At 64.3% G+C, this 12,739-nt stretch carries 18 protein-coding genes and 1 tRNA gene; 16 read left to right on the forward strand and 3 right to left on the reverse strand.

Annotation, left to right across the window (positions count from 1 at the left end):
* Positions 1-118 precede the first annotated feature (118 nt).
* The 10 genes from AX735_RS07260 to AX735_RS07305 all read left to right on the forward strand — a co-directional run bounded on the left by AX735_RS07260 (position 119) and on the right by AX735_RS07305 (position 6,834).
* A complete protein-coding gene (locus tag AX735_RS07260) occupies positions 119-973 on the forward strand; it encodes a pyruvate, water dikinase regulatory protein (protein WP_066278028.1) in 855 nt (284 codons plus the stop codon).
* 26 nt (positions 974-999) lie between these two features.
* A complete protein-coding gene (locus AX735_RS07265; RefSeq protein ID WP_082750993.1) occupies positions 1,000-1,593 on the forward strand; it encodes a Maf family protein in 594 nt (197 codons plus the stop codon).
* Positions 1,594-1,602: 9 nt separating this feature from the next.
* Positions 1,603-2,424: a shikimate dehydrogenase gene (gene aroE, locus AX735_RS07270; RefSeq protein ID WP_066277896.1), complete on the forward strand. Its 822-nt coding sequence runs from the start codon at positions 1,603-1,605 to the stop codon at positions 2,422-2,424.
* Positions 2,421-3,059: a dephospho-CoA kinase gene (coaE, locus tag AX735_RS07275; RefSeq protein WP_171007768.1), complete on the forward strand. Its 639-nt coding sequence runs from the start codon at positions 2,421-2,423 to the stop codon at positions 3,057-3,059. The genes aroE and coaE overlap by 4 nt, the downstream gene beginning before the upstream one ends.
* Before the next feature lie 25 nt (positions 3,060-3,084).
* The gene (dnaQ, locus tag AX735_RS07280; RefSeq protein ID WP_066277899.1) at positions 3,085-3,786 is read left to right on the forward strand and encodes a DNA polymerase III subunit epsilon; all 702 of its coding nucleotides are present in this window, start codon (positions 3,085-3,087) and stop codon (positions 3,784-3,786) included.
* A 140-nt stretch (positions 3,787-3,926) separates the two neighbouring features.
* A complete protein-coding gene (hpf, locus tag AX735_RS07285; protein WP_066278034.1) occupies positions 3,927-4,493 on the forward strand; it encodes a ribosome hibernation-promoting factor, HPF/YfiA family in 567 nt (188 codons plus the stop codon).
* Positions 4,494-4,692: 199 nt separating this feature from the next.
* Positions 4,693-5,154: a PTS sugar transporter subunit IIA gene (locus tag AX735_RS07290; RefSeq protein ID WP_066277903.1), complete on the forward strand. Its 462-nt coding sequence runs from the start codon at positions 4,693-4,695 to the stop codon at positions 5,152-5,154.
* A complete protein-coding gene (locus tag AX735_RS07295) occupies positions 5,114-5,626 on the forward strand; it encodes a PaaI family thioesterase (protein ID WP_066277904.1) in 513 nt (170 codons plus the stop codon). Before AX735_RS07290 ends, AX735_RS07295 begins: the two co-directional genes overlap by 41 nt.
* Positions 5,623-5,976 carry a DUF1491 family protein gene (locus tag AX735_RS07300; RefSeq protein ID WP_066277906.1) on the forward strand — a complete coding sequence of 118 codons (354 nt, stop codon included), beginning with the start codon at positions 5,623-5,625 and terminating at the stop codon, positions 5,974-5,976. The genes AX735_RS07295 and AX735_RS07300 overlap by 4 nt, the downstream gene beginning before the upstream one ends.
* Before the next feature lie 195 nt (positions 5,977-6,171).
* A complete protein-coding gene (locus AX735_RS07305) occupies positions 6,172-6,834 on the forward strand; it encodes a cell wall hydrolase (protein WP_060977958.1) in 663 nt (220 codons plus the stop codon).
* Positions 6,835-7,028: 194 nt separating this feature from the next.
* Here the strand turns inward: AX735_RS07305 and AX735_RS07310 are convergent, their stop codons facing one another.
* The 3 genes from AX735_RS07310 to AX735_RS07320 form a co-directional block, all read right to left on the reverse strand.
* Positions 7,029-7,418, reverse strand: coding sequence for a UrcA family protein (locus tag AX735_RS07310; protein WP_023839452.1), 390 nt, complete (start codon positions 7,416-7,418; stop codon positions 7,029-7,031).
* A 384-nt stretch (positions 7,419-7,802) separates the two neighbouring features.
* Complete coding sequence (gene thiS, locus AX735_RS07315) at positions 7,803-8,813, reverse strand: sulfur carrier protein ThiS (protein ID WP_081097130.1); 1,011 nt, start codon at positions 8,811-8,813, stop codon at positions 7,803-7,805.
* Positions 8,814-8,880: 67 nt separating this feature from the next.
* A complete protein-coding gene (locus AX735_RS07320; protein WP_060977440.1) occupies positions 8,881-9,258 on the reverse strand; it encodes a MerC domain-containing protein in 378 nt (125 codons plus the stop codon).
* Positions 9,259-9,384: 126 nt separating this feature from the next.
* Between AX735_RS07320 and AX735_RS07325 the strand changes: the two genes are divergently transcribed.
* From AX735_RS07325 to secE, 6 genes are all read left to right on the forward strand, one after another.
* On the forward strand, positions 9,385-10,452 hold the full coding sequence (locus tag AX735_RS07325; RefSeq protein ID WP_060977439.1) for a COX15/CtaA family protein: 1,068 nt from the start codon (positions 9,385-9,387) through the stop codon (positions 10,450-10,452).
* Positions 10,449-10,799 carry a divalent-cation tolerance protein CutA gene (cutA, locus tag AX735_RS07330; RefSeq protein ID WP_060977438.1) on the forward strand — a complete coding sequence of 117 codons (351 nt, stop codon included), beginning with the start codon at positions 10,449-10,451 and terminating at the stop codon, positions 10,797-10,799. The genes AX735_RS07325 and cutA overlap by 4 nt, the downstream gene beginning before the upstream one ends.
* A gap of 267 nt (positions 10,800-11,066) precedes the next feature.
* Positions 11,067-11,546 (forward strand): 50S ribosomal protein L13, encoded by a 480-nt coding sequence (gene rplM, locus AX735_RS07335; protein ID WP_060977437.1) that lies wholly within the window; start codon positions 11,067-11,069, stop codon positions 11,544-11,546.
* Positions 11,546-12,052 carry a 30S ribosomal protein S9 gene (gene rpsI / locus AX735_RS07340; protein WP_066043943.1) on the forward strand — a complete coding sequence of 169 codons (507 nt, stop codon included), beginning with the start codon at positions 11,546-11,548 and terminating at the stop codon, positions 12,050-12,052. The genes rplM and rpsI overlap by 1 nt, the downstream gene beginning before the upstream one ends.
* Positions 12,053-12,248: 196 nt before the next feature.
* Positions 12,249-12,324, forward strand: a tRNA-Trp gene (locus tag AX735_RS07345).
* Between the two features lie 192 nt (positions 12,325-12,516).
* Positions 12,517-12,723: a preprotein translocase subunit SecE gene (secE, locus tag AX735_RS07350; RefSeq protein WP_060977436.1), complete on the forward strand. Its 207-nt coding sequence runs from the start codon at positions 12,517-12,519 to the stop codon at positions 12,721-12,723.
* Positions 12,724-12,739: the final 16 nt, after the last annotated feature.

Below are 12,739 nucleotides of genomic sequence, written 5' to 3' on the forward strand. Positions count from 1 at the left end.
TTTCCCTTGTGGACAAGCCCTGTGAGGAATCTCCGGTCAGGGGGGAGCAAAACCATCCCCGGTTTTGCCCACAATATCATGCCTTGATTTATCCCCGCGCTGCCCACAGACCATGGCCATGAGCCGCATTCACCTGCATCTGCTGTCGGATTCCACGGGCGAGACCCTGGAGAATATCGCCAAGGCGGCGCTGGCGCAGTTCGATGCGGTCGAGGTCATCAAGCATTTCTGGCCGATGGTGCGCTCCGAAACGCATCTCGACCGGATTCTGGACGAGGTCGCGGCCAATCCGGGGCTCGTGCTGTTCACCTTGGTCAATCCCGATATCCGCGCCAAGCTCGAGCGGCGCTGCCGCGTGCTCGGGCTGCCGATGGTGCCCGCGCTCGATGCGGTGAGCGATGCCTTGTCCAATCTGCTTGGCCAGGCGGCCAAGGCGCGGCCAGGCCGACAGCATGTGCTCGATGCGGCCTATTTCGCACGGGTGGAAGCAATCCAGTTCACCATCGCGCATGACGACGGGCAGAACTGGGAGAATTGGGAAGCGGCGGACATCGTGCTTGCCGGCGTCTCGCGCTCGTCCAAGACGCCGACCTCGATCTATCTCGCCAATCGCGGCTACAAGACCGCGAACATCCCGATCGTGATCGAATCCCCGCCGCCTTCCGCGCTGTTCACGCTCAGGCATCCGCTCGTGGTGGGGCTGACGACCAATCCCGAACGGCTGATCGCGGTGCGCCGCAACCGGCTGTTGTCCTTGAACCAGGCCCCCGAAACCGATTATGTGAATGACGAGAAGGTGAAGGCCGAGCTGGCCTTTGCCAGGCGGATGTTTGCGGATAATGGTTGGCCGGTGATCGACGTGACGCGCCGGTCGATCGAGGAATCGGCGGCGGCGATCATCAACCTGTTCAACGAGCGCGAAGCCGCGCGCGAGAACAGGCGGCAGACGAACGAGCCAGTGGATAAAGCCTAATTGCACCGGGCATAAGGACGATGGAAATGCTGATACTCGCATCGCAGAGCACCGCACGCCGGGCCATGCTCGATGCTGCCGACGTGCCCTTCTCGGTTGTGGCCGCGCATATCGACGAATCCTCGATCCGCGCGTCGCTCCATGCCGAGGGCACATCCCCGCGCGATATTGCCGATGCGCTCGCCGAGGCGAAGGCGATGCGGGTCGGCACGCGGCGGCCCGAGGCGATGGTGCTCGGCTCCGACCAGATCCTGGAAACCAGCGAAGGCGAGATGCTGAGCAAGCCGCAAACGCCCGACGATGCGATCCGTCAGCTCGAATCGCTGTCGGGCAAGCCGCACAAATTGTGGAGCGCCGCCGTCATCGTCGAGGGCGGTCGCCCGATCTGGCGACATGTCGACAAGGCGGTGATGCACGTGCGTCCGCTGGGCACCGCCTTTGTGCGTGATTATGTGGAAAAGCACTGGGAAACCATCGGATATACGGTGGGCTGTTACGAGATCGAAGGCGCGGGAGCCCAGCTTTTCAGCCATATCGAGGGCGATGTGTTCACCGTCCAGGGCATGCCGCTGCTGCCGCTGCTAGGCTTCCTGCGCCAGCGCGAATTGATGCCGAGCTGAGCAGACCCGGTGACACAATCTGGCAAGCCCTATGCCGAGGTGATCGGCGACCCGATCGCGCACAGCAAATCGCCGCTGATCCATGGCTTCTGGCTCAAGGCGCTGGGCATGGACGCGGACTATCGTGCCTGTCATGTCACGCCCGACGCGCTGGCGGATTATATCGCCAATCGCCGTGCGGATCCGCTCTGGCGCGGGTGCAATGTCACCATTCCGCACAAGATCGCGGTGATCGAGCATGTCGCCGATCCGGGCGATGTCCGCAGCAGCATCGGCGCGATGAACACGATCGCGCGCGATGAACAGGGCGCGCTGTTCGGCACCAATACCGATGCGGGCGGGTTCTACGCGCCGCTCGGGCAGAGCGACTTTACCGGCGCGGACGTCGCGGTGATCGGCGCAGGCGGGGCCGCGCGCGCGGTGCTGTTCGCGCTTGCGCGGATGGAGGTCGCCAGCGTCACCATCCATGCGCGCAACCCGCTCAAGGCGATGGGATTGCTCGCGAGCTTCGCCCTCAAGGGCCAGGTGCGCGGCATGGACGATCCGCTGGGCGAGGTCGATCTGCTGGTCAACACGAGTCCCTTGGGCATGAAGGGCTTCGACCCGCTCGTTCTCGACCTGTCGCCGCTGCCCGAAAGCGCCTTGGTCTATGACATCGTCTACAATCCGCTCGAAACCGGGCTGCTCAAGGCGGCGCGCGCGCGCGGGCTCGAGACGGTTGACGGGCTCGAGATGCTGATCGGCCAGGCGGCGCTCGCCTTCGAGATCTTCTTCGGTGCCGCTCCTCCGCGGAACCGCGACGATGAGCTCCGGGCATTGCTGCTGGCATGATGTCGCCGATCAAGCGCCTGCCGCCGCACCACCGTCACCGTCCGATGGTGCTGGGGCTGACCGGATCGATCGGCATGGGCAAATCGGCGGTGGCGAAGATGCTGCGCGCCGAGGGCGTGCCGGTGTTCGATGCCGATGCCGAGGTGCATGTGCTGCAGGGACCGGGCGGCGCGCTGCTGCCCGCGATCGAGGCGGCATTTCCCGGCACCACCGGGCCGCAAGGCGTCGACCGGGCGAAGCTGGGTGCGGCGGTGTTCGGCAATCCAGCGGCGCTGAAGAGGCTGGAGCATATCGTGCATCCGGCGGTGGCGCGGTCGCGCGCGGCATTCGTCCGCGCCCACCGGTCGCGCCGGATCATCGTGTTCGATATCCCGCTGCTGTTCGAGAAGGGCGGCACCCAGAATGTCGATGGTATCGTGGTCGTCTCCGCGGCGCTGTGGCAGCAGCGCAAGCGCGTGCTCGCCCGCCCGGGCATGACCGCGGCACGCCTGCGGCACATCCGTCACCTGCAGATGGCTGATCACCACAAGCGCGCGCATGCCGATTGGGTGATCCCCACCGGCGGCACCAAATTGGCGACGCGACAGGCGGTGCGCAGGCTGCTTCAGAATTTACGTTCGGCCCTTGCACGATGAGCAAATCGGTCCAATAGTATCGGAAATGAGAGAGATCATTTTCGATACCGAAACCACCGGCCTGTCCCCTGATGAAGGACACAGGATGGTGGAAATCGGGTGTATCGAGATGGTCGGCCGCAGCCTGACGGGCCGCACCTTTCACGCCTATTTCAATCCCGAAATCCCGATGCCGCCCGAAGCCGAGAAGGTGCATGGCCTGGGCGATGCGTTTCTCGCCGACAAGCCGCTGTTCGGCGCAGGCGTCGAGGATCTGCTCGAGTTTCTCGGCGATGCGACCCTGGTCGCGCACAATGCCGGGTTCGACATGCGCTTTCTGAATGCGGAACTGGCCATGGTCGGCAAGCCCGCCATTGCGATGAGCCGGGTGATCGACACCGTCGCGATGGCGCGCGCCAAGTTTCCCGGATCGCCCGCCAGCCTCGATGCATTGTGCAAGCGCTTCGGCGTCGACCGCAGCCACCGCGTGCTGCACGGCGCGCTGCTCGATGCCGAGCTGCTGGCGCAGGTCTATATCGAGCTGACCGGGGGTCGCCAGATCGGGCTCGGTCTCGCCGACGACAGCGCGGAAACCGCCATCGTCCCCGGTGCACGGCCTCGCCTCATTCCCAGTGTCCAGCGTCCGCACCGCTTGCCGCGCCCGTTTGCCGCCAGCGAGGAAGAGCTGGCCGCGCATGCCGAGTTCCTGGGCAAGATCAAGCAGCCGCTCTGGCTGTCGACACGCTAACCTTTGTACTGAAAATCATTCCGGAAAGGAGGTCTTTACCCGAATCGTCACCCGATCCTTAGCGTTGGACGCCAAGGATATATCGATCCGGCCCGTCGCGGCAGTGATCCTGCGGCTGGCCCCAAAAAATGGAGAATATCATGGACATTCGTATTTCTGGTCATCAGGTCGATACTGGCGAAGCGCTCAAGGTGCACGTCGCGGACCGACTCAATGCGATTGTCGAAAAGTATTTTTCCAAGGCGATATCCAGCCAGGTCACCTTCAGCCGAGGGCCTCACGACCAGTTCCAGTGCGATATCGTCACGCATGTGATGCAGGGCCTGATTCTCAAGGGCCATGGCCTGGCGCAGGATGCGCATGTCGGCTTCGACGGCGCTGCGGATAAGATCGAGAAGCAGCTGCGCCGCTATATGGGCCGCCTCAAGGGCCGCCATGAACAGTTCCAGCATGCCGCGCGCGAGGAAGAAGCCGCCTATGTCGTGTTCGACAGCGGCAATGAGGAAGAGGAGGTCGTGGGCGATGCCCCGGTCGTGATCGCCGAAACCCGCGTCGACGTGCCCACCGCCACCGTATCCGACGCGGTGATGATGCTCGACCTGCGCAACACCAATGCGCTGTTCTTCAAGAATACCGGCACCGGGCGGCACAACATGGTCTATCGCCGCCCCGATGGTTCGATCGGCTGGGTCGAACCGCGCGTCTGAATATTTTCGGCGCGTTGTGCGCCCGTGCATCGCATGGCTTGGTTTTTCGGGCGATATGGTGCATGGGCGCGGCAGCAATGCGTCGGCGGGATGAGGCAACCCCCTCCCGGCAGGGCCGACGGTGATCCTTTGAACATTCGTGCGCGCCGCCTCGGCAACGATCGGGGGCGGCGCGACAGAATCGAGAATTTTGACTGTCATGGCATGGTTCGAACTCCATAAGCAGGCGGTGCTGATCTCGGCACGCGTCGCGGACAAGCACCAGGCGCTTGAGCTGGCCGCCGAACAGTTCGGTCATTGCTACGGGCTGGATCCGGACAAGGTGCTCGGCTGCCTGCTCGAGCGCGAGCAGCTCGGTTCGACCGGCTTCGGGCGCCGCGTCGCCATCCCGCATGGCAAGATGGACGGGCTGGACCATTCGGTGGCGGTGGTGCTGCGGCTGGGCAAGCCGATCGAGTTCGGTTCGATCGACAATCTTTCGGTTGATCTGGTGATTGCGCTGCTCTCGCCGGTGGCCACGGGTGCGATGCACCTTCAGGCGCTTGCGCATATCTCGCGGCTGACGCGCGACGAAAAGACGCTCGCCAAGATCAAGGGCGCGGATGACCCTGATGCGATCTATGCGCTGGTCACCGCCGAGCTGGATCGTGACGCTGCCTGACCGGGCGACAGGGCCGGGTGAAGAGGCGCATTTCCGCGCGCTCGAACGCCTTTATGCCGCTGCCGCGATCAATCGGCTGTTCCCTTCCCGGCTGACGATCACGGCAGCGGGCAAGGCGCGGATCGATTTCGATGTGACACCTGAACATTTCCATGCGGCCGGTGCGGCGCATGGCACCTTGTATTTCAAGATGCTCGACGATGCCGCCTTCTATGCGTGCAACGCGCTGGTCACCGACCGATTCCTGCTCACCACCGCGTTCAACCTGCATTTCACCGCGCCGGTGCGCGCGGGGCCGGTCTATGCCGAGGGCCATTGGGTAAGCGGCCGCCGGCGCGTCTGGGTGGGCGAATCCCGGCTGGTGGACAGCCATGGCGAGGAGATCGCGCGCGGCACGGGCACGTTCATGCGCTCGCACATCGCGCTGTCGGGGCTGGAAGGCTACAAGCCGCCGATCGCGGACAGCCCGTGATCGAGCCTCGGCTGGCGACGCATGTGCGGATCGAGGCGCTCAAGCGGCTCACCGCTGCATCAGGCGGCTTTGCCACGATCATCGCCAAAGGGGACCCGGTATCGGGCGCGATCCTTATCGCGCGGACGGTTCGCGGACAGGACAATGCGCTGTTCGAACTGTTCCGCGGGCTCGATGGCCAGGCGGAGTGGCAGGAGGTGTGGAGCGACGATTCCGGCTCGCTGGCGCGCAAGGGCAGCATGGCCGAATATGTCGAACGACGCCGTCTTCGCGATGCCGACTTGTGGATTATCGAACTGGATGTCGCCAGCCGCGCACAGTTCAACGCGATAATGGGTCAGACGAGTTGACTCATTATCCCGGCTGCTAGAGGGGCCGCTGCACCGATCAACGCGCAGGCGGCTCATATGGTTCCCCGGCTTTTCAAGGCCAGAGAAAAACAGGGCTAGCACGCAGACGGGGGGTTTCCCTTCCGGAACCGGCCGGGCTTTCATGCCCGATCCCAGTTCCGGCCGTGGTGATCCACCGCACAGTCAAAGCTTGTAATGAGTAAGATCCTCAAGGTCGCCAGCATGGCCGCCATGACAGTTTATTCGATTGTCACCTTCTCTCTCACCGACGCGTCAGCCGCCCTTGCATCGCCGCTGATTGCCGACATGATCCAGCCGGTTCCCGCCCAGACGAGCGAAACCACCGCCTCCAGCGCTGATGAAGCCGCTGTCGTAGCCGGTGCTGCCTCGGCCGAAACCGCTCCCCAGCAGATCGACACCCAGACCGCCAAGCCGCCGCTCAAGGCCGAAAGCCTGGCGCAGCTCGTGTCGATGTCCGACATGCCCGCCGAAATCGACGAGGAAACCCGTTGTCTCGCCGGTGCCGTCTATTTCGAATCCAAGGGCGAGACCCTTAACGGCCAGCTCGCCGTCGCCAAGGTGGTGATCGCGCGCCGCGATTCGGGCCGCTTCGCCAGCAGCCTGTGCGGCGTGGTCTATCAGCCCAGCCAGTTCTCGTTCGTTCGCGGCGGCCGCATGCCCGCCATTCCCACCGCCAGCCAGGACTGGAAGGAAGCCGTCGCCATCGCGCAGATCGCGATGAAAGACAGCTGGGACAGCCCGGTCGAAGGCGCGCTGTTCTTCCACGCGCGTCATGTCTCGCCGGGCTGGCGCATGCAGCGCCTCGCCGCGGTCGACAATCACGTCTTCTATCGCTGATCGCCTGGCCTCAGGGCCAGCCACGACAGCTTGAGAGCTAGTCCTTTGGGTCGCAAAGGACTGAGGCGGGCGCTCCTCTAGCGTCCGCCTCGACCTTTTTGCGCGTAGGGAAAGCGCATGAAGAAAGGACCGGCAGCTTGGGGGCTACCGGTCCAGTCGGGTTTCTACCAAGGGTGTGGTAAAGGCTTGGCGCGTCAGCTGCCGACGGCAATGCGCTCGCCGGGCTTGAAACGCTCGCCGGCTTCGGCGCGGGCGATCAGCGTCACCATCGCGCGCTGGCCGCTGGCGATCGTTTCGCTCACGCAGTTGCGGTAATCGATGCGCTCGCGCAGGGTGGGCGTTTCGGGCGTACCGCAGACCTGGCGCGAGGCGGTTTTCAGCCGGGCCTGCAGCGTTGCAGCGCCCGCCGGCGTGGTGAGATCGAGATCGACGAACGGAACCTCGACGCTGCGGACGACGCGGCCGCCAGCGGCCTCGCTGGTCTTGACGGGATTGGCCTGGACGGAAGCGGAAAAGATGATGGCCGAGGCGGCAGCGGCGGCCAGGGCACGGGTGGCGACGGGGGCGAGAGCACGGGCGAACATGGGGTGGGGTCCTTTCTTGGGGGCAAACTGAACGGTGGGGCCGGTCCTGTCGGCAAGGGTCCCTTCAGGACCGGCCTTGTTGTCGTTTGCCGCCGATGTCCTGCCTGGGGAGCTATGGAGCATCGGCGACATCATCTGGATAGGGCAAGGCGCGCCGATGCGCGCGCCGCGCTCGACAAGGACGCAGCAGATGTCGCTCAACGACTACAGCTGTCGACGAACGACACAGCCGCATCGACCAATGTAACATATGCAAAGAAAGCGTCACCGAATCGGCAAGAAACGGTCATGCTTCCGCTACGGAAAGCTGGGGCCGTCAGCCGATAGGGAATGTCGCGAGCGCTTCCGCCAGAAGCGCCGCGCGGGGTTCCACGTGGAACCCTGTCAGATCAGTCCCGCGAGCGGGCTGGAGGGATCGGCATATTTGCGCGTGCCCATGCGACCGGCGAGATAGGCCTCGCGGCCGGCCTCGACTGCCAGCTTCATCGCGCGCGCCATGCGGATCGGGTCCTTCGCCTCGGCGATCGCAGTGTTCATCAGCACGCCGTCACAGCCCAGCTCCATTGCGATCGCCGCATCAGAAGCCGTGCCGACCCCGGCATCGACCAGCACCGGCACCTTGGCGTTCTCGACGATCAGCCGGATGGTGACGCGGTTCTGGATGCCCAGCCCCGATCCGATCGGCGCGCCCAGCGGCATGATCGCCACGGCACCGGCGTCTTCCAGGCGTTTCGCGCCGATGGGATCGTCGACGCAATAGACCATCGGCTTGAAACCTTCCCTGGCGAGAATCTCGGTCGCGCGCAGCGTTTCGTGCATGTCGGGATAGAGCGTCTTCGCCTCGCCCAGCACCTCGAGCTTGACCAGGTCCCAGCCGCCTGCCTCGCGCGCCAGGCGCAGCGTGCGGATTGCCTCCTCGCCGGTGAAACAGCCGGCGGTGTTGGGAAGATAGGTGATCTTCTTCGGGTCGATAAAGTCGGTGAGCATCGGCGCATTGGGGTCCGACACGTTGACCCGGCGCACCGCGACGGTGACGATCTCTGCCCCCGAAGCGGCGACCGCTGCGGCGTTCTGCGCGAAATCCTTGTACTTGCCGGTGCCGACGATCAGCCGCGAGCGAAACGTGTGACCCGCGACGGTCCAGCTGTCATCCGCCGGAGCATGATCGCCGCCGCCGACGAAATGCACGATCTCCAGCCGGTCGCCATCGTGCACGGTGACATCGCCGAGCGTCGAACGCGGCACGATCTCCAGATTGCGCTCGACCGCCACCTTGGCGGCGTCGAGCCCGAGCGAGCCGACGAGCGCAGCAATGCTCTGGCCCGCGGCAACGCGGCGCGGCTCGCCATTGATATGAATGCTGATCTGGGCGGTTTCGGTGGAGGTGCTGGTCATAGGGCGCGACTCTTGGCGCGGATCGAGGGGCAAGGGCAAGCCCCAATATTGGCAATCGGGATTGCGTTCAGTGCTGGCGCGCGGCGCGATAGTTCAGCAGATGCGCGATGCTGAGCAGCGCGACGCCGGTCAGCGTCAGCGCATATTCCCAGGAACCGCCATGCGGCACGGTCATCGCGGCGAGCATCGCGGCAATGCCCATCGAGCCGATGGCGAGCGGTGTCCAGGCACCGTGCAATCGGACGCCATGGCCCAGCGCGAGTGCGGCCATGATCGCCGCAAGCACGAAGCCGATCTCATGCACCCAGGGAGAAAGGAAGATGCCGCCCATCGAGGCGAATCCCGCCACCAGCCACAGGCCCGCCGCGCAATGCACCATGCATAGCGCAGACAGCGCAATCGCGGCCGAATCGAGCTGGCCGGACCGGGTGATACGAGACAACATGCCTCGCACATAGGTGATATGATATCATTGCGCAATCGGGCTTTAGCAACAATCTCGCCAGGACGCGATGAGCGGTGCCGAAAAACCCCTTGCAAGCAGGGCATCGCCGTCCGAAATGCGTGCATCATGACCAGCCTGTCGCACCCCCGGATCGCCACGCCGCTGTCGCCCGACCGCAGCACGCCCAATGCCATCGCCATCTGGCTCTACGGCGTCGCGCTGCTGGTCTTCTGCATGGTGGTCGTGGGCGGGATTACACGGTTGACCGAATCGGGCCTGTCGATCACCGAATGGAATGTGGTCACCGGTACCCTGCCGCCGCTGTCCGAAGCCGCCTGGGTGGCGGAGTTCGAGAAATACAAGCGCATCCCCGAATATATCGAGGTCAATGCCGGCATGTCGCTGGCCGAGTTCAAGACCATCTATTTCTGGGAATATGTCCACCGGCTGCTCGGGCGGCTCGTCGGAGTCGCCTTCGCCCTGCCCTTCGCCTGGTTCGCCATCCGCCGCGCGATTCCGCAGGGCTATGGCTGGCGGCTGTTCGCGCTGTTCGCGCTGGGCGGGCTGCAGGGTGCGATCGGATGGTGGATGGTCGCGTCGGGCCTGACCGAGCGTACCGATGTCAGCCATTTCCGGCTCGCGGTGCACCTGCTCAACGCGCTGTTCATCATGGCAGGGCTGATCTGGACCGCGCGCGACCTGCAGGTGCTCGCGCGCGATCCCGCAGCGCGGCCGGCGCGCATGACCGGGCTGGCGCTGGCGACGATCCTCATCCTCTTCGTGCAGCTGCTGCTCGGCGCCTGGGTCGCGGGGCTCAACGCGGGCTATGCCGCCAAGAGCTGGCCGCTGATGAATGGCAGCTTCGTTCCGCAAGATATCGACTGGTCGCATGGCGTGGTGCACACGCTGACGCACGACCCGTTCCTGCTGCATTTCCTGCATCGCTGGTGGGCCTTTGTCGCGGTCGCCGCACTGGTCGTGATGGCGCGTGCGGTGCGCAAGGCCGACCGGCCTGCCTCGGTCGCGATCCACAGCGCGTTCGGCGTGCAGGTGCTGCTCGGCATCGCCACGGTGATGAGCAGCGTCGATCTGCACCTCGCCGTGCTGCACCAGGCCGTGGGCGCGATTCTGGTCGGCACCGTCGCCTGGGGTGCGCACAGCCTGGGCCGTCAGGGTGCGACGCACCCGGCATGATCGGCGATTCGCTTACCGACACCAGCGAGATCCGGCTGGTCTATTGCCCCTTTGCCGACAAGGAAGAGGCACAGACGATCGCACGCACCGTGGTGCGCGAACAGCTCGCCGCCTGCGCCAATGTGCTGGGGACGGTCCAGTCGATCTATCACTGGAACGGTGAGCTGACCGAACAGGCCGAGGTGCCGGTGCTGTTCAAGACCGCCCTGCCCCAGTCCAAGGCGCTGGTCGCCCGAATTGTGCATCTGCACAGCTATGACGAGCCGGCAGTGCTGGTGCTGCCGGTGGAATATTGCCCGCCCAGCTTTCGCGCCTGGGTGCTCGGCCAGACTCTGGCGATCGACTGAGCCGCGCCGGGCGACAGTTCCTGCGGATGGTGCGAATCGAGGCTTTTCCCAGCCTCCTCTAGGGCCGGAAACCCGATGGTATCATGATACCCTACGCCAAAAGCCCCAAAATGCTTGACGAATCGGGACCTGATCGTCATTAGCCGCGCTTCGTTCAGGCCTGCTGACCAGCGGCCTGTCGTGTCACGGAAATCTGTCAGCCGATCGCACTTCCCGATCCACCCGATCCGGAACCGCAGCGGAGGACGTTTTGGAAGGTTGAAGGCCATGAAGGCTTTGCTCAAGACCACCAAGTCGATCAAGCCGGCTGAGGTGGAAAAGAAATGGCATATTATCGATGCCGATGGACTGGTGGTCGGCCGCGTCGCGGTGATCATCGCCAACATCCTGCGCGGCAAGCACAAGCCGAGCTACACCCCGCATGTCGATTGCGGTGACCATGTCATCGTCATCAACGCAGGCAAGGTGCAGCTGACCGGCAACAAGCGCAGCGACAAGGTCTATTACAAGCACACCGGTTATATCGGTGGCATCAAGGAAGTGACCGCCGCCAAGGTGCTGGACGGCCGCTTCCCCGAGCGCGTGCTTGAAAAGGCGGTGGAGCGCATGGTTCCCCGTGGTCCGCTGGGTCGCCAGCAGATGCGCAACCTGCACCTCTTCACCGGAACCGAACATCCGCATGCCGGCCAGCAGCCCGAAGTGCTCGACGTGGCCTCGCTCAACCGCAAGAACAAGGTGGGTGCATAATGTCTGATACCGTGCAATCCCTGTCCGACATCAAGGACATCGCTGCCGACATCGAAACCACCGACGCGCCCGTCGCCAAGGTTTCGAACGCCCCGCTGCGCGAGCAGGAGCTCGACAAGCAGGGCCGCGCCTATGCCACCGGTCGCCGCAAGGACGCCGTGGCCCGCGTGTGGCTGAAGCCCGGCACTGGCAAGATCATCGTCAACAAGCGCGACCAGGCCGTGTATTTCGCACGCCCGACTCTGCGTCTGGTGATCAACCAGGTGTTCGACATCACCGACCGCAAGGATCAGTATGACGTGATCTGCACCGTCAAGGGCGGCGGTCTCTCGGGCCAGGCCGGCGCGGTCAAGCACGGCATCAGCCAGGCGCTGACCAAGTACGAACCCGCTCTGCGCAGCACGGTTAAGCAGGCAGGCTTCCTGACCCGCGACAGCCGCACCGTCGAGCGCAAGAAGTACGGCAAGGCCAAGGCGCGCAAGAGCTTCCAGTTCTCGAAGCGCTGATGCGTCTCGTCGCCGGGGTCTTCGGACTCCGTGCGATGCCGGAATGAAAAACGGGGTGATCGCCCCCCTTGGATTGGGCCTTCGGGCGTCTCCATCGGGCCAGCGATCGCCCCGATTTTCATTTCAGGCCGCCCGATCGGTGCAGCAGCGCTTGCACAGCGCGGTTGCACCCGCTAAGGGCGTCGCCTGCCCGCGAAGGAGTGTAGCTCAGCTGGTAGAGCGTCGGTCTCCAAAACCGAATGCCGGGGGTTCGAGTCCCTCCACTCCTGCCAGCGGCGATCAGTGTCTCCCCCAAGCGGGGCATCCCCTTCCATTGAATCCCCTTGCTTCTGCGGATTTGCGCGGCTATGGGGCTGTCTTTCTCCGACAGGGTGCATATATCGCGTTTCAGCCGGGCAAGGCTGGCGGCGATGTGTCTGCCAATGCGAATATGCCCGCCCATCGGAACAAGGAAAGTGAAGGCCATGGCCAGCGAAGGAAAGAAGACCAGCCCCGGCGAGTTCGTGCGACAGGTGCGCACTGAAGCCTCGAAGGTCGTCTGGCCGAGCCGCCAGGAAACGGTGACCACCTCGATCATGGTGTTCATCCTGATGACCATCCTGGCGATCTTCTTCCTGACCGTCGATTCGATCTTCGGTGCCATCGTCAAGTGGCTGCTCACGCTCGCGTAAGAGCGCCAAAACGTCT

This window comes from Blastomonas sp. CCH1-A6 (assembly GCF_001556365.1).
Taxonomy (GTDB): Bacteria; Pseudomonadota; Alphaproteobacteria; order Sphingomonadales; family Sphingomonadaceae; genus Blastomonas; species Blastomonas ursincola.